17 protein-coding genes are annotated in these 22,428 nt (G+C 68.2%); 10 read left to right on the top strand and 7 right to left on the bottom strand.

Going from position 1 to position 22,428, the window contains the following annotated elements; translation table 11 throughout:
* The gene (locus tag ACFWU2_RS00375; RefSeq protein ID WP_378598611.1) at positions 1-2,166 is read right to left on the bottom strand and encodes a heparinase II/III family protein; all 2,166 of its coding nucleotides are present in this window, start codon (positions 2,164-2,166) and stop codon (positions 1-3) included.
* A 158-nt stretch (positions 2,167-2,324) separates the two neighbouring features.
* Here ACFWU2_RS00375 and ACFWU2_RS00370 point away from each other — a divergent pair, with 158 nt between their 5' ends.
* Together ACFWU2_RS00370 and ACFWU2_RS00365 are read left to right on the top strand one after the other, a co-directional pair.
* On the top strand, positions 2,325-3,668 hold the full coding sequence (locus tag ACFWU2_RS00370; RefSeq protein ID WP_378598608.1) for a phenylacetate--CoA ligase family protein: 1,344 nt from the start codon (positions 2,325-2,327) through the stop codon (positions 3,666-3,668).
* A complete protein-coding gene (locus ACFWU2_RS00365) occupies positions 3,665-5,089 on the top strand; it encodes a putative glycoside hydrolase (protein ID WP_378598605.1) in 1,425 nt (474 codons plus the stop codon). Before ACFWU2_RS00370 ends, ACFWU2_RS00365 begins: the two co-directional genes overlap by 4 nt.
* Before the next feature lie 7 nt (positions 5,090-5,096).
* Here ACFWU2_RS00365 and ACFWU2_RS00360 read toward each other — a convergent pair whose 3' ends face one another.
* The 4 genes from ACFWU2_RS00360 to ACFWU2_RS00345 are packed head-to-tail and all read right to left on the bottom strand — an operon-like array spanning position 5,097 to position 11,321.
* The gene (locus ACFWU2_RS00360; RefSeq protein ID WP_378598602.1) at positions 5,097-7,361 is read right to left on the bottom strand and encodes a glycosyltransferase; all 2,265 of its coding nucleotides are present in this window, start codon (positions 7,359-7,361) and stop codon (positions 5,097-5,099) included.
* Positions 7,334-8,428: a glycosyltransferase family 4 protein gene (locus ACFWU2_RS00355; RefSeq protein WP_378598599.1), complete on the bottom strand. Its 1,095-nt coding sequence runs from the start codon at positions 8,426-8,428 to the stop codon at positions 7,334-7,336. The genes ACFWU2_RS00360 and ACFWU2_RS00355 overlap by 28 nt, the downstream gene beginning before the upstream one ends.
* Positions 8,425-9,792, bottom strand: a complete 1,368-nt coding sequence (locus tag ACFWU2_RS00350; RefSeq protein ID WP_378598596.1) for an O-antigen ligase family protein — start codon at positions 9,790-9,792, stop codon at positions 8,425-8,427. The genes ACFWU2_RS00355 and ACFWU2_RS00350 overlap by 4 nt, the downstream gene beginning before the upstream one ends.
* Positions 9,789-11,321, bottom strand: a complete 1,533-nt coding sequence (locus tag ACFWU2_RS00345; RefSeq protein ID WP_378598593.1) for a hypothetical protein — start codon at positions 11,319-11,321, stop codon at positions 9,789-9,791. The genes ACFWU2_RS00350 and ACFWU2_RS00345 overlap by 4 nt, the downstream gene beginning before the upstream one ends.
* A 165-nt stretch (positions 11,322-11,486) precedes the next feature.
* On the opposite strand from ACFWU2_RS00345, the gene ACFWU2_RS00340 reads away from it, so the two are divergent.
* From ACFWU2_RS00340 to ACFWU2_RS00325, 4 genes are all read left to right on the top strand, one after another.
* Positions 11,487-11,780, top strand: coding sequence for a hypothetical protein (locus tag ACFWU2_RS00340; RefSeq protein ID WP_378598590.1), 294 nt, complete (start codon positions 11,487-11,489; stop codon positions 11,778-11,780).
* Positions 11,777-13,390 (top strand): oligosaccharide flippase family protein, encoded by a 1,614-nt coding sequence (locus ACFWU2_RS00335; RefSeq protein WP_378598587.1) that lies wholly within the window; start codon positions 11,777-11,779, stop codon positions 13,388-13,390. The genes ACFWU2_RS00340 and ACFWU2_RS00335 overlap by 4 nt, the downstream gene beginning before the upstream one ends.
* Positions 13,391-13,479: 89 nt before the next feature.
* Positions 13,480-14,814 carry a GNAT family N-acetyltransferase gene (locus ACFWU2_RS00330; RefSeq protein WP_378598584.1) on the top strand — a complete coding sequence of 445 codons (1,335 nt, stop codon included), beginning with the start codon at positions 13,480-13,482 and terminating at the stop codon, positions 14,812-14,814.
* A complete protein-coding gene (locus tag ACFWU2_RS00325) occupies positions 14,765-16,138 on the top strand; it encodes a glutamate-1-semialdehyde 2,1-aminomutase (RefSeq protein WP_378598580.1) in 1,374 nt (457 codons plus the stop codon). Before ACFWU2_RS00330 ends, ACFWU2_RS00325 begins: the two co-directional genes overlap by 50 nt.
* Before the next feature lie 58 nt (positions 16,139-16,196).
* On the opposite strand, the gene ACFWU2_RS00320 is transcribed toward ACFWU2_RS00325, so the two are convergent.
* Positions 16,197-16,616: a PaaI family thioesterase gene (locus ACFWU2_RS00320; RefSeq protein WP_378600146.1), complete on the bottom strand. Its 420-nt coding sequence runs from the start codon at positions 16,614-16,616 to the stop codon at positions 16,197-16,199.
* Positions 16,617-16,846: 230 nt separating this feature from the next.
* On the opposite strand from ACFWU2_RS00320, the gene ACFWU2_RS00315 reads away from it, so the two are divergent.
* On the top strand, positions 16,847-18,025 hold the full coding sequence (locus ACFWU2_RS00315) for an MFS transporter (protein ID WP_378598577.1): 1,179 nt from the start codon (positions 16,847-16,849) through the stop codon (positions 18,023-18,025).
* A 23-nt stretch (positions 18,026-18,048) separates the two neighbouring features.
* On the top strand, positions 18,049-19,062 hold the full coding sequence (locus ACFWU2_RS00310) for a hypothetical protein (protein ID WP_378598574.1): 1,014 nt from the start codon (positions 18,049-18,051) through the stop codon (positions 19,060-19,062).
* Between the two features lie 19 nt (positions 19,063-19,081).
* On the opposite strand, the gene ACFWU2_RS00305 is transcribed toward ACFWU2_RS00310, so the two are convergent.
* Positions 19,082-20,665: a Rieske 2Fe-2S domain-containing protein gene (locus ACFWU2_RS00305; RefSeq protein WP_378598571.1), complete on the bottom strand. Its 1,584-nt coding sequence runs from the start codon at positions 20,663-20,665 to the stop codon at positions 19,082-19,084.
* A 125-nt stretch (positions 20,666-20,790) separates the two neighbouring features.
* On the opposite strand from ACFWU2_RS00305, the gene ACFWU2_RS00300 reads away from it, so the two are divergent.
* Entirely contained in the window at positions 20,791-21,585 is a 795-nt protein-coding gene (locus ACFWU2_RS00300; protein ID WP_378598568.1) for a lysophospholipid acyltransferase family protein, read from the top strand.
* A 4-nt stretch (positions 21,586-21,589) separates the two neighbouring features.
* Positions 21,590-22,411 (top strand): HAD family hydrolase, encoded by an 822-nt coding sequence (locus ACFWU2_RS00295; protein WP_378598565.1) that lies wholly within the window; start codon positions 21,590-21,592, stop codon positions 22,409-22,411.
* The last annotated feature ends 17 nt before the right edge of the window (positions 22,412-22,428 follow it).

Here is a 22,428-nt window from a genome sequence, read left to right as displayed (position 1 = left end):
CTACCTCCCTGTTCCCGGGGCCACGGGCCGGATCTCGTCCGGTTCCGCGCGGCCGGGCGCGAGACGATCCGTATCGAGCGAGAGCACGTGGCGCTGAGCGCCGTCGGCGTCGGACCACCGCACGTCGATCGCCGTCTCACTCAGTTCCACCGTGAGTCCGGTCGCGCCGACACCGTCGTCACCGGCCGTTGTCAGAGCCGTGGCCAGCACGACCGGCACGTGCGCGGTGCACCTGCTGCCGATCCACCATGCGGGTACGCGAGATTCGAGACGGTGCGACCACCAGCCCAGACCGGTGTGCGGATCTCCGCGCACCTCCTCGCGAACAGGATGAGCCGGGGAGGCGGCATAGGCCACGTGCAGGACCGGTACGTCATCCCGTGTGACGAGGTGGCCGCATCCGCGGGCCTCGACGTCGAGCGAGGGGTGCAGCGGCCAGGTGGCGCGCACGTCGTGGCGACCGCGTCCGTCGAGTAGATCGATGACCAGGGCGGTAGCTCCGCCCGGCGGCGCGACGAGCCATCGGCGGTGCACGACGGGCTCGGGGAGTCGCTGGTACCCGTCGTGCTCGGCGTCGACGATTCCGCGCGCGAGATCGACGGACCGTACCTGTACCTGCGCCCGGTCGCGCCACAGGAACGCACCGCCGATGACCGACTGGTCGGCGTCGTCGACGGACACGGTCGGATGCGCCCGCGTCCCGCGATGCACCTGCCGCCAGGACGGATGCCCGTAATAGCTTGCTGCGCCCGGGTGACCGATGACGTCCTGCCCGTCGACGGCGAGTGTCACAGCGAGGGCGTCGGCGTGCCCGTGCGCGGCGAGCGAGAGGTATCCGAGCGAGCCGACGTCCATCGTCAGGCGCCGTCCCCCGGAACGCAGCACCACCAACCCGCCGTCGGGTGCGAAGAAGCCGGCGGGAGGTGGGGGGACACCACCGGAGGGGCGCGTCGCCTCGTCCACGGTGCCCGCCAGCCAGAGCGCGGTGGGAGTGAGGCGTCGACATCGTCTTGCGTCCTCGACGCCCAGCACCGCGCCGACCGTCCCGAGGTGGTCCCGTACCGTCCGCAGAGGCGCGGCATCCAGGCGCACCGCGAAGCCCTCGTCGTCGTCGCCGTAGCGTGGTTGCGGATCATTGTCGCCGACGACCGCCGCGAGAAAACGTGCACTTCGGGTGATCGCCTCGACGAGTTCGGGGGGCGCGTCGCCGTCGCGTCGCAGCATCGCGGTGGTGACGACGAGGAGCAATTCCGCTGTGAACACCTGATAGGCCGCGGCCTGTTCGGCGCCGGACCCATCGGGCAGAATCTGCCGGTCGGCCTCGGCACGAAGGGCTTCGAGGGCGTCACGTTCCCACCGCGGTGCCTCGCGCAGATCCGGGAACAGGACCGCCACCACGGCCAGCCCGGCGAGCTCGCCGACCAGATGATTGTTCGCCGAGCTGTACCGGGACCGCTCGGTCCAGCAGCGACGCGCACTCTCGGCGAGCATCCGCACGATGTTGCGGAACCGTTCGACGGTCAGCTCGGGACTGTCGCGCAGGCCCTGGAGCGCAACCGCCACCGAGACGGCGCGGATCCCGGCTTCGAAGGCACCGCGCCACGCGATTCCCGTGCCGGGAGGATTCCCGGCCATCCAGGTGTCGAGCTGCTCGAATGCCTCGGCTGCGTAGCGCGGTGAGTCCGTGACCAGCCACGCCTGTGCGAGCCACGGCAGATGCTGCAACCTGTTGAGTTCCCAGATCCACTTCGGGTCGCCCGCCGACACACGGTGGTCGATGCGACGGGACGGCAGTGGCGGCCAGTGGACACCGCCGGCGGGGTCGTGATTCCAGTCGATCGGACGGTCCAGCCGAGCTTCCGGATAGGAGAAGTAGGTGAATCGGTGGTCGAGCACCCGATCTGCTGCGGCGACAATCGCCTCGACGGCCGCCTCGTCCGTCTGTGCGATGACCCGCGCGCGGTCGCGGTCGAGCAGGACTGGGCGCTGATCGCCGGCGCGGAAACGTTCGAGTGCCGCGTGCCAGTCCGGGTTCGCGCCGAGAAGGTCGATGTCCGACAGCGGTCGGGCGGGTAATCGCTGGTCGATCGCGCGGCGAATGCGCCAGGCGATCTCGCCGGGGCTCATGGCCAGAAGTCGGTGCGTGTACCACTCGAGTCGTCCCACGGGGGTCCTCCGGAACCAGACGGGCATGAATTCGGACGGGCATGGAAAGCGCGCCCCCGCACCGCTCTAGCCGATGATAACCAAGCAGTTTGGAAAATGCTTCGTAAACTGGGCTCAGGGTATGTTTATTGCACTGAAAGAGACCTAGGGTATTCAAGATGGCACCTCCGAGGGTTTTCCCGTCCCTGCAGCAGGCGATCCTCCGAGCGCACCCGATGCGCGCCGCGACGACGATGTCGATGCAGCACCTCGAGTCCGCGGACGCGGATGTCGTCACCGGGTTCCAGGAACGCCGGTTGCGCGCGCTCGTACGGTGGGCGGCGGTGGCCTCACCGTTCTACCGGGACTGGTTCCGCCGCAACGGGGTCGATCCGCGCGCGATCAGAACGCTCGACGACCTCGGTAGCCTTCCGCTGATCGAGCGATCCGCGCTCGTCGCACATCCGGAGCGATTCCGCGCCTATCCGTCTCGCCTGATGTGGCAAGCACATTCGAGCGGTACGTCCGGCCGTGCCGTCACCGTCTACCGCACGCCGGGGTCGTCGATCTACGAAGCGTGTGCCCTCGACCGGCAGCGCCGCTGGTACGGGCTTCCGGCGGGAATGCGCAGGATCACGCTGGGCAACAGCGACTTCGCCGCTGACCATCCGGACGATCCTGTCGAATCGGTGCCAGGCGCACGGCAACTGCTGATTTCGAGCTACCACCTGACGCCCACCACTCTGCCCACGATCATGAGTGCTGTCCGCGCTTTCCGGCCCGACGTCGTGGACGGGTGGCCGTCCAGTATCGCCGTTTTAGCGGCGCTCCTGCACGACAGGGGCGAACGGCTACCGCTGCGCGCGATCCTCACGTCGTCGGAGATGATGCGTGACGACCAGCGCGCACTCATGCGGCACGTATTCGGCGGACCGATCGTCGATCACTACGGACAGACGGAACGTGCGGCGTTCGCCGCAACCTGCGAAAAGGGTAGCTACCACCTCTTTCCCGACTACGGAATCGTCGAAACGATCCCGGTTCCGGGGGTGCCCGATCGGTGGGAGATCGTCGGCACTCCGCTCCACAACTGGGGCTTCCCGGTTTTGCGTTATCGCACCGGGGACCGGGTGGGGCCGGCGCCGGCCGGACCGTGTGAGTGCGGACGTACGTTTCCGCGATGGGGGAGCCTCGACGGCAGGGTCGAAGACCGATTCGTCGCGGCCGACGGGCGACCACTGCCGTTGCCGTCCATCGTGCTCGACGACGTGACCGGAGTGCGGGAGATACAGATCGCCCAGCGCGCACCGGGCCGCTTCGAGGTACGGGTGGCGCCCGGCGCCGGGTACGACGCGGCGCACGTCGAGAACACTCTCCGACGCAACGTCGACCGCTACTTCGGGCCCGGACAGGACCTCACGATCGTGGCGGTCGGTGCGGTACCGCGCACCGCCGCCGGAAAACTGAGGACGGCGGTCGTCGAAGACGATCTCCGGGAACCGATGGGTCTCTCCTCGTCGTGAAGGCCGCGAGCGGAGGAAGGCGGGCACGGCGCCGGCGGTGGCTTGCCGTGCTCGTTGCGGCGGTCTCGACGCTCTCGTGCTCGACCGTGATGCCCGGAGATTCGCCGCCGAGCAGTACGCCGATGCAGATCGGGTCGACCGCACGGGTGGGAGCGCACGCGGCCGCCGACCCGGACGCCGCCCCGGACGTGGGGTGGCCCCCGACCTTTCCGCGGACCGCGACCTACTATCTTTCCCAGGACCGACTGCCGCCCGTGGGCGACCTCGCACGCTACGACCTGGTCGTCATCGATCACGAATGGGCGCACAGGGTTCCGCGCACGTACTTCGACGAACTGGAAGCGGTGAACCCGCGGATGCGGCTGCTCGCCTACGTCAATGTCGTCGACCACCCGGGTGGTCTCGGCAGCCCGCAGTACTGGGCCGGAAGGTACGACCTGTGGCAATTCTCCGACAGCGAGACGAGTTCGTTCCCGCAGGAGTGGCTCGCGACGACCGCATCCGGAACCACGGTCAGCGAATGGCCGGGCACGACGATGGTGAACCTCACGGACGAGGGCCCGCGGGTCGGTGGGGCGAGTTACGCCGAGTACGCGGCGGAGTGGGTGGTCGACCGGGTGTGGTCCGCCGGGATCTGGGACGGCATCCTTCTCGACGTCTGGGGTGACCGAATCTACTCCGCGGACAGTGACCGCTGGGACATCGACCGCGACGGGGTGGACGAAACCGATTCGCAGATCTACGGTCCCGGCAGTCCGTGGGCACGCGGAGTCGCGCACGCCGAGGCCCTGATCCGGGCGCAACTACCCCGCGACGCGATCCTGGTCGCCAACGGTGACCGCACCCTGGAGGGAGACGCGCTCGACGGACGAGCGTGGGAAAGCTTCGCCGATCCCTACGCCGAGCGCGACCCCCGCGTCGACCTCGGCCGCTACCTCGCCGCGACATCCGGACCCGGGCACCGGGATCCGGGAGTGTGGCTGACCATCAACCGGAAGCGCCTGGGTCCGAGCACCGAGGAACATCGCCGACGAGCGCGTTTCTTCGCGACCGCGACGTTGCTGGGCGACGGGTTCTGGGCTCCGATGGGCCTCGACTACGGCACGACCGGCTATTACGACGAACTCGGCGGCGATTCCGGTCGCGGCTACCTCGGCCGGCCCCTGCCCGAGGCCGCCCCGTCGGGAAATCCCACCCCCGGAGCCGGCGGCCGTCCGACCGAACCAGGCGTCTATCGACGCGATTTCGACCACGGAATCGTGCTCGTCAACGCGGGCGAGACCACCGAACGCATCGCGCTCGAGAGGCCGTACCGGAAACTGCAGGGAGTCCAGGACCCGATCACGAACAACGGGGAGGTCGTCGAGGAGGTGGAACTCGCTCCCTTCGACGGGATCGTGCTCGTCCACCCGGGCTCGTGAGGGACCGTCACCTCACCGTCGCCAGGTCGGCCAGCAGAGCCTCGAATGCACGCGCGGTCCGGGAGATCCGGTACTCCGATTCGGCCCGGCGGCGTGCCGCCGCACCCATCTCCGCCACACGCCCGGGGTTCGAGGCGAGGGAGACGAGACGCTCTGCCAGTGCGGCCGAATCGCCGACCGGCACCACGTAACCCTCGACCCCGTCGGTCACCATGTCGGGGATGCATCCACACGAGGTGGCGACCACGGGGAGACCTGCGGCCATCGCTTCCATCACCGAGATGGGCGCTCCCTCGTGCACCGAGGACAGGCACGCCACATCGAGTCCGGCCAGCAAGCTCGGAACGTCGCGCCGGGTCCCGGTGAACACGACACGGTGCGCGATGCGGAGGCGATGCGCCAGTTCCCGGAGTTCCGGTCCGCGAGGTCCGTCGCCGATCACCACCAGCTTCGTCGCGGGGTGGGTGCGAGCGACGCGTGCCACCGCGTCGAACAGCACGTCGTGGGCCTTCTGAGGGCTCAGCCGCGCGACGATCCCGACCGCGAATTCGCCCGGGGACAATCCCAATTCGCGTCGCGCCCGTTCCCGCTCGGCGGTCGTGGGTACAGGTCCCACCCGGATACCGTTGGTGATCACCACCTCCCGGGTCCGGGACCACGGCCGGCGACCCACACCTTCTTCCCGATGGAGATACTCGCCCTGCCGCCGCCCGAGCAGCACGAGTGCATCCGACAGGAACAACGTGGCCGTGGCCCAGCGGGGAAGGCAGCGGCCGCCGACCGACGTCAGATCCATATCGTGAGCGGCAACCAGATTCACCGGGACCCGTGCGATCCGGGCAGCGATCCGTCCGAGCCCCAGGGCGGCACGGTGGTGGTGGGTCACCAGCACCGCGTCCGTGCGATCGCGCCGCAGGTTCCGGACCAGCCGCGTCAGCCGCCGCGGGTCGTAGCGACTCGACCGCTGCACGACCTCCACCTCGAAGCCCGCCGCGCGGTATTCGTCGGCCAGCGGGCCCTCTTCCCGTAGGCACAGCACCCTCGGCCGGATCACCGCGGGATCGAAGTGCCGGAAGACGTCGAGCATGAGTACCTCGACGCCCCCGACGAACGTCTGATCCAGCACCAGTGTCAAGCGGAGCGGACCGGACGGCCGTACCCGGGACGAGGTGCGGACGACGGTGTCCAGGGCATGCTGCGTCGCACGCACGCTGCGGTCGAGAGTGAATTCGGATTCCACGCGTTCGCGACCCGCCCGCCCCATCTTCCGTGCCCGCTCGGGATCGGACAGGACGTCGAGCAGGCCGTCGGCAAGGGCCTGCGGGTCTCGGGGAGGGACGAGCAGACCCGTGACACCGTCGACGAGCATTTCCGGAATGCCGCCGACCGCCGTACACACGGCGGGACGGGCCGCGGCCATCGCTTCGAGCAACGCCATCGGAAAGCATTCGACGGTATGGGAACTGAGGGCGACGACGTCCATGCTGTGGAGCAGGTGTGCGACGTCCGGGCGCGAACCGGTGAGGAGAACGTGGTCGTCGAGTCCCAGTTCGGTGATCAGAGCCTCGATTTCGTTGCGGCAGGGACCGTCCCCGACGATGAGGAAACGGATCTCCGGGCGCGCGGCGGCCACCCGGGCTGCGGCGCGCAGGAAGGTCGCGTGATCCTTCTCGGGCCTCAGAGCGGCGAGGATCCCCACCGTGGGTGCCCGATCGGGGGCACGTGATGCGGGCGGAGTGAACGGGCCGGGATCGACCCCGTTGTGGACGATGGTGATCTTGTCGTCGGGAAAACCGAGTTCTCCCACCATGAACGGTCTCTGCGCCTCCGCGACTCCGAAGTAGGCATCTGTGATCGGGTCGAGGAGCCGGTCGATCCATCGGCGCACCGTGGAGATCGGTTCGGTGTCGCCGCAGTGATGGATCCACACGATCGAGCGGGGTGTCCGGGCGGCGAATGCAGCCAGCCTGCCGAGCAATTCGGCGTTGTATCCGCGTGTGATCACGATGTCCGGCCGGAACCGGCGCATCTCCCGGATGAGCATGACCAGGGCACGCGGTGCCTGCCTTCGGGTGGTGCCGAGCGCGACCGCCGGTATGTCGTGCTCTGCGAGCACGGGGAAAAGCGCACCCGGCCCACCGATGCACACCGCGGTCGCGGCGAAGCGGGTCCGGTCGAGGCGGGGAAGCAGCGTGGTGACGTGGCGTTCGGCGCCTCCGACCTCGAGATCGGGGACCACGTACATCACGCGGAGGGGGTGGGGGCTTTCCATGAGGACACCTCGCGGTAGAGGGCGTCGAAACGCCTCGAGACGACATCGACATCGAAGCGGGTCGCGACCCGCTGCCACGCCCCGGCACCCAGTCGCGCTCGCAGGTCGTGGTCGCAGACCACCAGGCGGAGGGCGTCGGCCAGGGCAGCGACGTCATCGGGAGGGACGAGGATCCCCGAGGTCTCGTCGACGAGATCGGGGATGCCACCGACTGCGCCGGCGACGATGCACACGCCGTGCGCCATCGCCTCGAGGACGGCCATGGGCTGGCCCTCGTTGCGCGACGGGAGGACCAGAACGTGGCTCCCGCGGAGAAGGCCGGGTACCTCGGCCGGGTCGACCCAGCCGGCGACGGACACGCTGTCGCCTAGTCCGTGATCGGCCACACGGCGACGCGCCGCTGCCACCGCGCCGTCACCCGCGATCGTCAGGTGCGCCCGCCCGGTGACGGCGCCGTCGCCGCGCAGCCGTGCCCAGGCGTCGAGCAGGCAGAACGTGCCCTTGCGCTCGCCGATCTCACCGAGGAAGAGGACCTCGACGGGTCCGTGATGGCTGTCGTGCGAGTTCGGGGAACGGGGTCGTACCGCATTGGGTACGACGATGATCCGGGCCTCGGGTGCGATTTCGGTGAGACGCTGTGCCCAGCTGTCGCCGAGAGCGACGACCGTCGCGGCTGCGGACAGGGTGTGCCGGATCAGGTGGCGCAGCGGCGCGGGGCTACGCGAGTGGAAGCGATGGAACTCGGCGCCGTGGACGTGCATCACGACCGGCACGCCGAGCGCACGTGCCCATCCGGCGAGCAGGGCTTTGCGAACGAAGCTGCCGTACGACGCCGTGTGCAGGTGGACCACCTCGGGACGCCTGCGTATCAGCGTGGCGGCGAATGCGGCCGAGCCTTGCAACCACACGGCGATCCGGAGGGCTGCCGACCCGTTGCGGTGTGTACTGATGTGCTCGATGTTCCAGTCGGACCACAGTCGAGTGCCCTGCATGGTGCGGACGAAGGAGGCGACACCACCGTGGGTGGTGGTACTCGTCGAAACCCACACGGCTCTTTGTTCTTTCATGCGGGTACCTCCTCGCGGCGCAGTTCCGGTGAACGGTCGGGCGTGCCGTATCTCCCGGCGCACCCGATCGCGGCGCCCGCGATCGTCATCACGAGGGCGTTGGTGACGTCGAGATTCCGCAGATCGGCGGTGACTCCGGTGACGAGCATGCACAACACGGCGAGAAGCGCGGCGATGGCGAGCGGCTGACCGAGCACGTTGCCCGCCGGAAGCGTGCGGTACGCGCGGACGAGAAGCCGGATCAAAAGGACCAGAATGGTGAGCCACAAAGCGAGACCGATCAGCCCGAGTTCGGCCGCGATGCCCATCTCGGTGAAGTGCGCGTCGATCGCGAATCCGCCCTCCCACGGGATCTCGGGCGCGAGTGTCCTGTGGAAGTAGGTGTTCACCGACGTGAATCGTCCGATACCCCAACCGGTCCACGGCTCTTCGCGAATAGCCCACGATGCTGTGGAGAATGTGTTGAACCGGTCGTGGATCTCGCTTGTGGAGCCCACCCCACCGGCCCTGCGGTCCGAACTCGTGAAAGTCGACCACGAGGTGGCGATGCCGGCCGCGGCGGCCGTGGCGGTGACGACGAATCCGGTGCGGAAGCCGCGCGCGAGAATCATGCCGGCGACGATGACGATGCCGAAGGCGAGCCAGACGGCACGGGTGTACGTGAGGAACACGCCGTACGCGCAGGCCCCGGCGACCACGAACAACAGCCACCGCCCCTGCCGGAGTTGCGTCCCGCGGGCGGCGAGGACGAGTGCGCAGACGAAGGCGAGCATGAGGATCGTGCCGTTGCCGATGGGCTGGTTCGTCACTCCTACCGCACGTCCCGGCCAGGTCTCGTTCTCGAGGATGTAGCGGGGCCACACCAGTGCGGGCGCACGGAACTGGAGGATGCTGACCAACGCCGAGTACGCACCGAGCGCGACGACGGTCCACAGCAGCGCCCGCACCGCACGTTCGGTGTCGAACGCGAGGCGCGCCACGAGAAAGGCCGTGAACGGGATGACGGTCCCGATCACGATGAATCGGATGACGGACATCTCTTCGCCGCTCAACGGGGCAGCGGCGGAGAACCGATGCGGCGAGACCATCGAGTAGACGTTCCACAGGACATAGATCCCCATCACGATCTCCAGCGCGCCGAGTCGGCGGAGGCGATGCATGCGCACAGAGACCCACATCGCGGCGGAACCGACGGCGACGAGGAAGAAGAGTACGAACAGATCTACCGGAAGCATCGGAATCTCGGGCGTGGGGACCCGCAGGAACATGGCGACCAGCAGCACGAGTACTGCGGTCACCGGGTGACTCGCCGCCGCGAGCAGCACTGCGAGTCCCAGCGCGGCAGGGACGAGAAGCGAGATCACGGGTTGGGTCCGGGACGGCCGGGGACGAGACGGCCCGCATCCTGGTTCCGGTGATGGCCGTTGCGTGCGGGAACTGCGTCCAGGCGCCGTACCCGCTCGAAACGCACCGGTCCGTAGAAGGCAGGAAAGGGCGCCTGCCCGCGTGACGGACGCGATCCGGGTCGGGGCGGGTCCAGCAGAACGCCACCCGCGAGGCCGGCTTGCTCGAGCAGTTCCGCGCTCTCACACGTCGACGCGACGCGTGCGCGTGCGCGATCGAGGACGAGCACCGTGCCGTCGGCGGCTGCACACAGCGAATGGATACCGGGGTCGTCGAGGAGCGGCGGAGCCTGCACCACAACGAGGTCGGCCGTGGCCCGCACCCGCTCGAGAACCGCCGTGAAACCGGCGCGATTCAACGGAACGTCGGGGTTCGCCAGCAGGTATCCGAGGGGTATCTCCCGTACCGTTGCCGTGGCACCGGAGCCGTCGGCCGGATCGGGACGCGCACCGTCCGTCTGGTCGCCGTGCGAGGGCCGCCGCAGGTCGGCGCGGAGCAGAACCACGCGTTCGCCTTCGGCTGCCCAGTACCCGGCGATCGCGCGGGCGATCTCTGCGGTAGCGGGCGTCGCGGTGGGAGCGACCACCGCCACGACACCCGGCCGGGCCGGGTTCCCCGGCCCGAAGATCGTCGCCAGCCGGGTCAGCCGCCGGGCACGCAGGCGATCGGTACGCCGGGATCCGCCGCGGGGAAGGTCCACGAGGGGCCTCACCCCCGTCTTGACGCGCACGTCGTGCGCTGTGCCGAGCCTGCCGGAGAGCATCGAGGTCACCACCGCCGCCACCGACCCCAGGATCAACCCGCCCACGAGCGCGATCGGAATGTCCCGCAGCGGGCTGGGTTCGGAGACCGACACACCGCCGTTCGGTTGCAGAACCTGAAGCTGGTTGGTGGAGTCGCCCTGCATCAGGTTGATCTGATTCTCGAGTTCGGAGATCCGCTGGATCGAGTACCCCGGCGGTGTCCCGCCGTCGGGCATCTCGCGGGCTTCGTCCAACTGGGTGCGGAGCGCCGCGATGGAGGCGTCTCTCTCGGCGCGCCGGACCGAGTCGACATCCCAACGGAAACTGGTCGCCAGAGCGGTCGCTGCGGCCACTGCGTCGCCCTCGCTGCCTGCCGTCGCCTCCACGTAGACCAGCGCGCTCGCTGCGGCCATACGCGCCTCGAAGGTCGTGCCGGGGGCCAACTCCGAGGATTCACGCATCCGAGACTGGTACGCGGGGTCGTTGAACAGATCGACGTAACCGAGGACCATGACCGCGTCCTCCTCCGGGACCCGGCCGGGGGAGGAAACGAAGAGGATGAACCGTGCCGTGTAGGACGGGGCGGCGGTGAAGGAATACACCGCCCCGGCAAGCACAGCCGCAAGCGCGATCGTCGCCACGACGGGCCAGAACCGCCGGATGCGCTGCAGCTGGATCTTCACAGTGGACGCGGTATCGACGGTGTCCCCGTTTTCCGGCGTCGCGGTGTTGTTCGTGAGTGCCATACGGAGGATCCGCTTCTATTCGGCGTGATGGTCAAAACAGTCTTTGAGTATCTTTCTACACGATATGTAGGATTTAGAGTTTGCTATAGCGCGCGTTTGATGGAGTATTGGTCCAGAATGTGCGTCAGATCGATCCCGTCGTCGCGCCCAAGATCGGATGGTCACATGACCGAGCGTCACTCGTCCGCGGACTACCCGGCTGTCACCGAGAGCGTCCGGATCGTCATCGCGAGCAGTAAGGATCGGCTGCGGAACAACGGTGACTCCGACGCGACCCGGACACACCGGGTGCCGATCCTCGAATCGCTGCCAGAGAGGGTGATTCGCTCCGTGTGGGTGCGCGCTGACGAGGTCCGTGAACCGTTGCGAGCACAGGCGCGAGCACAGATCACTTCCAGCAGAGACATGTTCGAACGGATGTCGTCGCTGAGCGAACCCACAGGGGGCGGTTACCGGTGAAGCGCGGGGACAACGCCGGCGAGTCGGGTGCGGGAGGGGAGTACACGGGCGGGTCCCCGCACGAAAACACCTCGGGTGGCCGGTCCCTGCTCGCATCGATCGGCAGAGTTGCCGGCGCCTCCGCGCTCGCGCTGGTCTTCGGCGAGATGGTGTCGCTGGCCCAGACCGTCGCGCTGGCGCGCTTGCTCAGCCCGGCGGAAATCGGCGTCTTCGTCGCCGGCACCGTACTCACCACGTTGCTCGGTACCTTCGTCGAAGGCGGGTTGCGATCCGGACTCATCCAGCGCGAGCACGACGTAGCCGACGCAGCCGAGACGGTGTTTCGTGTAACTCTGATCGCGGGCATCGCGATGAGCTTCGGGTCGCTAGCAGCCGCGCCGCTCATCGCCTCGGTCTTCGACAGCAGAACCGCCGGACTCGTGGCTGCGGCGACATCGGGGCTCCTCCTGCTCCAGGCGTTGAGCAACGTGCCCGAGGCGATGCTGCAACGTGAGTTCAGTGTGCGCCGCCGTCTCGTCGTCGGCCCCCTCGTCGCTGTGACCTATGCGGTGGTTGCGGTGGGACTCGCCGCACGGGGCTGGGGAGTGTGGAGCATGGTGGCGGGCACCTACGCGTCGTACCTCGCCCTCGTCGTCTCGGTGTGGCTGATTACCAGCTGGCGTCCGGGTTCCGGACGGGCTTCCATCGCGATGTGGCGGGCGCTCGCACGCTACGGGGCACCCCTCGTGTTCTGGATGGTCGGATCGCGGGTGCAGAACGCAACGGAAGCGGTCGTGCTGGGCCGCGGATTGAGCACAACCGACCTGGGCCTCTTCCGGTACGGGCAGCGCATCGCGCGGATACCCACCATGGCGATCATCGAAGTCGGTTCCGTCGCATTGTTTCCCGCTTTCTCGCGCATCGCCAGCCATCTCGACAGGCTTGTCCCCGCGTATTTGAGAGCACTGCAATGGGCGATCGTTCTCGCCGCGGCGTGCTCTGGTCTGATGATCGCCCTCGGTCCATCGGCCGTCGTCGTCGTTCTCGGTGAACCGTGGCGCGGTGTCGGCCCAGTGGTGGTCGCGTTGGCGGGCCTGAGCCTGGGCCGCGCGTGCATCTGCGTGAGCGAGGAGATCATCAAGGGGAGGGGCCGCACCGGTCTGCTGAACTGGTACACCGTCAGCGAGGTCGGCCTGGGACTCGGTTTGTTGCTGTTGCTCGTCGGTCCCTTCGGTATGGTGGGCGCCGCCCTGTCGGTGTCTCTCACCTCGATAGTCGTCGGGATCGTCGTCCTCGCGTTGACGATGCGGGTGATCCCGGTTTCGGCCCGGGCGATCTGCGGAGCCGTCCTTCCGCCGCTGCCTGCTGCCGCTCTGGCCACGCTCGCTGTGTGGATGCTCGAAACCGGTGTCATGCACACAGATTCACGTCCAGTCCTGGTGGCGGTGGCATTTCTCGTCGTGGGCGTTGTGGTTTTCGGAATCATCTACGTGCTTCTGCTGACGTTGTTCGCGCGGCCCGTGGTGTCCGACGCGGCAAACCTTTTGCTGCGCATCGTCCGCTCCCGGCAGCGGGCCGACGCCGTCCCCTCGCCGAGTGTCACTGCCCCGTTCCGACATCCCGAGGAGTGAAGATGCGCTCACACAGAGGAGTACGCCCGGAAAATGGCCCCGGCTGTCCGGCGCTGACCGCAGTGTCGCGGGCGGGGCCAGTGGTCCACTTGAGGCCTCCCCGGTTCTCGGACTTCCAGCGGTGGCGCCGTATCCGCCTGCGCGACCGTGAGTTCATCGAGCGGTTCTGGGCTTCGAGCCCGGTCCCGTGGGAGCAGCGGCACACCGAAGAATGGTGGATCCGTGAGTGCCTGCACCTGCGACGCGCAAGCCACAGTCTCGGATTCGCCATCGAGGTGGACGGGTTGTTCTCGGGACAGTGCACGCTGACCGACCTCGACCCTGACGCGCGCTCGGCAGAAATGGGAATCTGGATGGATTCCGCCCTCGGGGGCATGAGGGTCGGTTCCCTGGCCCTGGCGATGGTCGCCGACCATGCCTTCGGGGCGCTCGGGTTGCACCGCATCACCGCGCCGATCAGTTGTGACAACGAACCCGCGGCGAGGGCGGTACGCCGGGCCGGCCTCGTCCACGAAGCGACGATGCGTGCGTACTTCGACGTGGGTGGCTGTCCCAAGGACCACGCCCTGTGGGCCGTTACCGCAGATACTGCTCCGCCCGGTGGTTTCGTGGTCACCTTGTCGATACCCGGCATGCCACCGCGGGGGCGGCCACGGCCGGTGAGTGACCGCTTGCCCTCGGTCGTCGCGATCGTCACGACCGCGCGTTTTTTCGCCGGTTCGGTGAAGGGGCGGGTTCTTTCGCATCTTTCCTCCGGCAGGCAAGAGTCCGTCGCCGGTCGTCTCGACGACGACTCCACCTTCGTCCTGACGCCGTTGTCCCCGCGGGAGGCTCAGCACCACCGGAACGGACAGTTGTCCCCGCGCGGGCGCTCTCTGGCGCGGCGGGGGTGCGGCAACGGCTTACAGCCTGCCGACCTCCGCGCGGGCCGTGCACTGGCGTTCCGGGTCGTCAGCGGCGGGATCGCGCTGGGTCACGTCGCGCTCGAAGGCCTCGATGCGGTGCGGGGCAATGCCGTCCTCCGCGTCGAATCCGAGACGTACGAACCGCACACCGCCCTCGTCTCGGCGACGACGACGCTGATGCTGCACGGATTCCGTGATCTGGGTCTGCGCAGAATTCAGACGGAGATCGATCCCGACGATCCGCTCGCGACATCGTTCGCTGCCGCCGCCGGCCTGGAGTTCGAAGGGCGGATGTCCGGCATCAGGACGGAGACCGGATCGTTCGGGGTACGGGAACTGTGGGCGGCGGTGGCGGACACCGCGGCGCCCGCGGCAGTGACGCACACGGCCGGGGCGGAGCCCGGGGACGTGAAAGCGCAGGACATTCTGCCGACGCCGTACGGCACCGGTACTACGGAAGGGTCGTGTGATGACGGGAAGTCCGGCGTCACCAGAGGTCGAGATCATCTCCGGGGGTAAAATTTTCGAGCGCTCGGCCGAGATGCAGGCCCGCCTGCACGACATGGTCCCCGGGGGTGCGCACACCTACGCGCGCGGACCCGACCAATATCCGGAGTTCATGACCCCGATCCTCACGCACGGATCCGGTGCGCACGTCTGGGACGTGGACGGCAACGAGTATGTCGAGTACGGGATGGGGTTGCGGTCGGTGACCCTGGGGCACGGCTACCCGCCGGTCGTCGAGGCGGTGGCCGACACGATCCGCCGGGGCACCAACTTCAGCCGCCCCACCGAACTCGAATTGTCAGCTGCCGAAGACTTCCTCGACCTCGTTCCCGGCGCGGACATGGTGAAGTTCGCGAAGAACGGATCGGACGCGACGACCGCGGCGGTGCGCCTCGCCCGGGCGGTCACCGGACGCGACCACATCGCGGTGTGCGACCACCCGTTCTTCTCCGTCGACGACTGGTTCATCGGCGGTACCGCGATGAACGCGGGGATTCCCGCTGCCACAGCGCACCTCACAGGCAGGTTCCGATACGGTGACCTGTCCTCGCTCGAAGAGGTGCTGGCCGAACGGCCCGTCGCGGGTGTGGTTCTCGAGGCCGCGACCGCCACTGCGGAACCTCCTCCCGGGTTCCTCGAGGGGGTGCGCGCGCTGTGCGACCGCTACGGCGCGCTGATGATCCTCGACGAGATGATCACCGGGTTCCGCTGGTCCGAGCACGGCGCGCAGCATCTCTACGGTGTTCGCCCCGACCTGTCGTGCTGGGGCAAGGCCATGGGCAACGGGTTCCCGATCTCGGCGCTGGCGGGAAAGCGTGAGTACATGGAACTCGGCGGGCTCCGAACCGGATCGGACCGGGTCTTCCTCCTGTCCACCACGCACGGTCCGGAGACCGGATCCCTGGCAGCGTTCCGGGCCGTGGTGCAGGCCTACCGGACCGAGGACCCGATCGGGCGGATGGAGGCGGCGGGTGGGGCTCTCGCCGAGTCGGTGAACGCGTCCGCCGCGGACTCCGGGGTCGGGGATTTCGTCCGCGCGCACGGCAGGCCGTCGTGCCTGGTGTTCGCGACCTGCGACCCGGACGGTCGTCCCTCGCAGGCCTACCGCACGTTGTTCTTGCAGGAACTACTCGACCGTGGGGTTCTTGCTCAGTCGTTCGTCGTGTCGGCAGCGCACACCGACGACGACATCGCCCGCACCGCCGAGGCGGTCGAGGGTGCGCTCGACGTCTACCGCCGGGCGCTCGACGCGGGGACTGTCGACGGACTGCTGCGCGGGCGTCCGGTAGCGCCTGCGCTACGGAGGCGCGCCGAACCGAGGCAACTCGACACCTGACCTCCCAGTGTCTCCGACGTCCCGGTGCGGCCGGAGGTCTCGGAACAGGGAGAAGCCCTCAGCGCAGGATCAGGCAGGTGGACGAACCCGTGGCGAGCAGTCGTCCGTCGGCATCGCGCGCCTCGCCCCGCGCGGTCGCGGTGCGGCGGCCCGTGTATTCGCAGAAACCGTGCACCCGGACGACGGACCGACCGGGCTGAACGGGACGGACGTACCGGACCTGCAGGTCCAACGTCGTGTAGCCCACTCCGGCCTCGAGGGTGCTCGACACGCTCAGTCCCATGGCGGTGTCGAACATCGCCGCGAGCACGCCGCCGTGCACGCTGCCGACGGCGTTGGCGTGGAACTCCTGAGGCTCGATGCACACCTCGACGAACCCCTCGCGGGCGTCGGTGACGGCGAAACCGAGGGTCCGCGACGTCGGATGCTGCGGGATGGAACCGTCGATCATGCCGCGCAGGAAGTCGAGGCCGTGCATCTCGCGATTGGCGGCAGAGGTGGGCGCCGGATCGTCCCAGGTGTAGGTGCGCGAGCGCTCGGGTGCATTCTCCTCGGTCACCGTCCGACCGTATCCGATGCCCGAAAAGGTGAGTGACAGGCACCGGGGCCGCGTGGCACCCTGGGATCATGCGCCGACGACGTTGATCCGAACCGCACGATCCCAGGTCCTGCCGGGCGATTTCCGTCCGCGCAGTATGCATCCGCGCAGTGGCGTATGCCTCGATCCGGGAGTTCGTGCCGTTCTACGGCCTGTACGTCCTGTTGTTCGAAGATCACGGACTCAGCGCCGGCAGCATCTCGTCCCTGTTCGTCCTCTGGTCGGTGGTCGCCTTCGTCTCCGAGGTGCCCTCGGGTGCCTGGGCGGACACGGTGTCGCGACGAGCACTCCTCGCCGGAAGCGGCGTACTGCTCACCGCGGCCTTCACGATCTGGCTCGTGTGGCCGACGTACTGGGGATTCGCCGCCGGTTTCGCGCTGTGGGGCATCAGTGAGTCGCTGAAATCCGGCACCTTCGAAGCACTGGTCTACGACGAACTGGCCGCACGCGGCGGCGAACACCGGTACACAGCGGTGATGGGCTGTGCCGCCGCCGGGGAGATGGTGTGCGTGTTCGCCGCGACGCTGTCTGCGGCCCCACTGTTCAGCCTGGGCGGTTACGCGCTCGTCGGATGGACGTCCGTGGCGATCACCGTCGCCGGCACGCTGCTGGTGTTCACACTCCCGGCGGCGCCGAAATCGACGGAGGCCGACGAGATCGACGGCCCCGGCGACACCCTTGCCGCGCGGTACCTCGCAAGCCTGCGCGACGGCACGAACGAGGTCCGCACCGTTTCCGCCGTGCGTCGCGCCGTTGTCCTCACCGCTGCGCTGCTCGCGTGTCTCGCCTTCGACGAGTACTTCGGTTTGCTCGCACGGGAGGACGGTGCGTCCACAGAATTCGTGCCCGTTCTCGTCGCGATCACCGTGGTCGGGCAGGTCGTCGGCGCGGCAACGGCGGGACACAGCGCGCGGATGCGTGGCCGGGTGATGGGTGTGATCGTGGCGCTCGGCGCGCTGGCCCTGGCGCTGGGCGCTCTCGCAGGGGGTGTCGCGGGCTTCGTGGCCATCGGTCTCGGCTACGGCGCCCTGCACCACACCGCGATCGTGGCCGAGGCCCGGCTCCAGGAGACGATGTCGGGGCGCGCTCGCGCCACGGTGTCGTCCGTCGTGGGCGTCACGAGCGAGATGGCGTCGGTGGCGATATTCGCCGCGTTCGCCCTCGGCTCGGTGTGGTTGCCCGTCGCGATCCTCGTCGCGGCAGCGACAATGCCACTGTTCGTCCTGGGAGCGGTGGCCGGCCGGATGCTTCCTCCCGCCGGCGAGGGGGAGCCCTCAGGAAGCCCTTAACTCGTCCGCCTAGATTACGGGGCATGTATGCCCGATTTCTCCCTATTTCCCTCATCGCCACCGGTGCCGTCCTGGTCGGCACCGGCTCCGTGTTCGCCTACACCGACGACCCGCAGGTGACGGTCGTCGCCGAGACCGCGGACGGCGGCGACACACCGGATGCCGCCGCGGTCGCCGCCGCCCGGGACACCCTGCAGCAGGCGAGTCTTCCGCTGGCCCTGCTCAACGGCGGAGTTGGGCAACTCGCGGACGGAAGTCGCCAACTCGACGTCGGCGCACAACAACTCGCCGACGGACTCACGCAGGCGCACGAGGGTGGTAAGCAGCTCGCGGACGGACTCGGTCAGCTCGAAGGCGGCGTGGGGCAGCTCGGAGACGGCGCGTCGCAGATCTCGTCGGGGGTCGACGAGGTGGTCACCCGGCTCAGCGGGTTCGGTGAGATGCAGGGATCGGTGACGGCGCGGCTCTCCGTCGTCGCCGACACACTCGCCATGAGCGGCGATCCGGTCTCGGCGGGTACCGCCGATGAACTGCGTTCCCTCGTCGACATGCTGAACACCCAGGGTCTCGGACCGGACACACTCGACCAACTCGGGCAACTGCGCGACGGCGCTCGGCAGCTGTCCTACGAATTGACCTCGCCCGACGCACAATTCGTCGCGGGAATGACTCAGGCCGCCGACGGGTCCCGGCAGCTGCGCGACGGGCTGATGCAGCTCGACGACGGTGGCCGTCAGCTCGTCGACGGCACGGGGCAGCTCGTGGGCGGTGTCGAGCCGGTCGGCAATGTCGTAAAGGGGATTTCGGAGAACGTGCGTGAGGCCACCGGAGTGCTGCCCGCGCGGTCGTCCTCGGCGACCTCCGACGGAACGTCGGAACAGGTTGCCGCCGGTGCTGACGAGGCCGGCGTCGCGGCACGGCAATGGTGGCCGTACGCCCTGATCGCCGCGGGAGCTCTCGCACTCGCCGCGGCGGCCCTGCTGCCGGCCGGTGTACGGCCGGCAGCTCGGGTCGGACAGCGGCGAGCGGCGGAGTAATCGGGCGGGGCGGTGCCCGTCAGGCCTTGCTGCTGCGCAGTTCGTGGCCCTTGGAGGTCTTGCACCGCCCCGATTCGAGATCCCACTGCCAGCCGTGCAGGTTGCAGGTGAGCGTGGTGCCGTCCACCACCCCGAACTTCGACAGGTCGGCCTTGAGGTGCGGGCAGCGCCGCTGGATCTCGTAACCGCCCAGCTCGATCGACGCCGAGTCGTCGTGCGCCTCCGCGAACCAGCCGTCCGCGTACGCGATGCGCTCGTCGGTGAGGCATTTGAAGAACGTGTACAGGAACTCGTTGTACCCGCCGACCCGCCACGTGGTGAAGCGTGTCGAGAGGAAGATCGTGTTGACCCAGTCCGGCTCGTCGTCGCGTAGCACCGTGCGCACGATCTCCGGCGCGATGCGGAACCCGTAGCGGTACTTGCCTTCTCCCTCGACGGGCTCGCGGACGATGCGCTTGGGGAAGTCGAGCACCACGGTCTCGTCGCCCATCACGAGGCCGACGGGGTAGCCGATGCCGTCGCAGATGAGATCGGACTGCGCCATGATCGGCTCGAACTTCGCCCTGAGTGCCGGCAACAGCGGCTCACCGTCGGCAGGCGCCCACGTGGCCTTCTCCGCGGCGATGACCGGCGCGAAGCGCTGAGCCATGTCCTCGATGTAGGCGGCCTTGTTCGTGAAGATCGCCTCGACCTCGTCCTCGGGGATCGGGTGCGCCAGTGTCATCTTCTCGCTCCCGGCGAGGTCCACGACCGAGCCCGGGATCATCAGCAGGCCGCCGTCGCGCCCGTTGATGCGCAACTGTTCGAGGAACACCTTCTGGTCGGGGAAGATGTTGCCCTCGTCGCCGTGGTCGTCGTTGAGGTGGCGCAGTTCGTCGTCGAGGAAGACCGGCGGACCGGCGGACGGGACGATCCAGGTCGCGCCGACCTGTTCGATGTAGCTGCGGCAGCGGTCCATGCCGCGCTGGCGCTTCTGCTTGCCGAAGTTGGCTTTCGTCTTCTTCGGGATGTCGTAGACCATCGGATACCAGATGGCGCCCGAGTACTGCAGCAGATGGATGTCGATGTGACCGAACGCGTCGTGCATCGGGTCCATGTCGATGGGCCGCGCGTCGTTCATGTTGAACACGGTGGTCTCGCCGTCCGAGACGACGAGCCCGGAGTCGCCGATCGGGCCGTCCGCGGGCGCTCGCATCGCAATGATCATGATGTCGAGTTCGCCGGGTGCGAGGGGAGCGTCGGGCGCGTCCCGGATGCCTTCCTTGCTGATCCGGTGCTTGACCGAATCGGTGGTCTCGTAGAACTTCGTGAAACCGAGCGCCTCGAGTTCGCGGCGCAGATCCGGCACCGGGTAATCGGGCAGCAGCACGGTGGCGTCCTTGCGGACGTGCTCACTGAGCGTCCCGGGATCGAAATGGTCCTTGTGGAGATGCGAGACGTAGAGGTAGTCGACGTCGCCGAGGGCATCCCAGTCGAGGCTCGTGTTGTCGGGGAACGGTACCCACGACGCGAAGTAAGCGGGATTGACCCACGGATCGCAGAGAATGGAGCCTGCCTCGGTCCGGATGTGGAACCCGGCGTGGCCCACGCTGGTGATCTGCACTCGTTGCCTCCTGACGTGCTGACCTATGTACCTCCAGGGTAAGTGGAGAGGCCGTGGAGACACGCGGCAGCCCGCCGGGGCCACGGGTGCGCCACCGCATCGGCCACCCGGCTACGCTGGCCGACGTGGAACCCTTCTACCGGACGATCATCGGCGTCGCGCGCACTCTGTTCGCAGGCCAGGGACTGAAATTCTCCGTCACCGGGGAGGAGCACATCCCCGCGACCGGAGGTGCGGTCATCGCGATCAACCACACCGGCTACATGGACTTCACCTACGCGGGTCTGCCCGCCCGTCCCGCGAAGCGCTACGTGCGCTTCATGGCGAAGAAAGAGGTCTTCGACAACAAGATCTCCGGGCCGATGATGCGCGCGATGAAGCACATCCCTGTCGACCGTGGTGACGCCGGCGACTCCTACCGCCTTGCAGTCGAAGCGCTGCGTGCGGGAGAACTGGTGGGAGTGTTCCCCGAGGAGACCATCAGCCGCAGCTTCGAGTTGAAGAAGTTCAAGACGGGCGCGGCGCGGATGGCCGAAGAGGCAGGTGTGCCCGTCATCCCCATGATCATCTGGGGGTCGCAGCGGGTGTGGACCAAGGGTCACCCCAAGCGTCTGGGCCGCACCAATACGCCCATCACGATCAAGGTCGGCGCCCCGATTCCGCCCTATCTGCCGGCGTCGGCCATGACCGAACAGTTACACGCGACGATGGAGCAGATGCTCCACGAAGTGCAGGACTCGTATCACCACGAGCCCGGCGCCTACTGGGTGCCGCGCCGCCTCGGTGGATCGGCGCCCACACTCGAAGAAGCAACAGCCGAGGACGAGCGTGTCGCGGCGGAACGCCGGGCTCGCAAGGAACGCGAGCGGACCGAACGCGAAGGGCCGGACGGCGGCGACCGCGGCGTTTCGGCACAATGACGGAGTGAGTTCACAGCGCCCGAGCCTTGTCGCCACCGATGTCGACGGCACCCTGATCGACAAGTCCGAGCAGGTGTCCGACCGCACTCGGGCTGCCGTGCATGCGGTCGTCGACTCCGGTACGCCCTTCGTTCTGGCCACGGGACGTCCACCACGGTGGATCGCGCCCGTCGTCGAGCAGCTCGGGTTTGCTCCCCTCGCGGTGTGTGCGAACGGCGCCGTCCTCTATGACAGTGCGACCGATCGGGTGCTCAGCGCTGCGGTGCTCCGGGCCGACGAGCTCGCGTGGGTCGCCGAGGTGGCCGCTGCGGTGCTTCCCGGTTGCGGCCTTGCCGCCGAGCGCGTGGGGGAGAGCGCGCACGACGCCGCCACTCCGCAGTTCGTCAGTGCCCCGGGTTACGAACATGCCTGGCTCAACCCCGACAACACCGAACTCGCCGAGCACGAAGTGATCGCCGAACCGGCGGTCAAGCTGCTGATCCGGCTCGCCGGAGCGACGAGCCGTGAGATGGCCGAAGCGATCGCGCCGAAGTTGCACGGACTGGTCGACGTCACCTATTCGACGACCAACGGTCTGGTGGAGATCTCCGCAGCCGGTGTGACGAAGGCGTCGGGGCTACGTGAGCTCGCCCGTCACCTCGACGTATCGGACGACCGCATCGTGGCATTCGGGGACATGCCCAACGACGTACCGATGCTGTCGATGGCCCGCCACGGTGTCGCCATGGAGAACGCTCATCCCGACGCCAAGTCGGTGGCAGACGAAATCACTGCCACCAACGACGAGGACGGTGTTGCGCGGATCCTCGAACGCTGGTGGCAGTGATTCGTAGCTACCGGTGA

Origin of the sequence: Rhodococcus sp. NPDC058639 (genome assembly GCF_042717545.1) — a bacterium.
Lineage (GTDB): Bacteria > Actinomycetota > Actinomycetes > Mycobacteriales > Mycobacteriaceae > Rhodococcus.
This window is presented reverse-complemented; position numbering and strand designations above follow the sequence as displayed.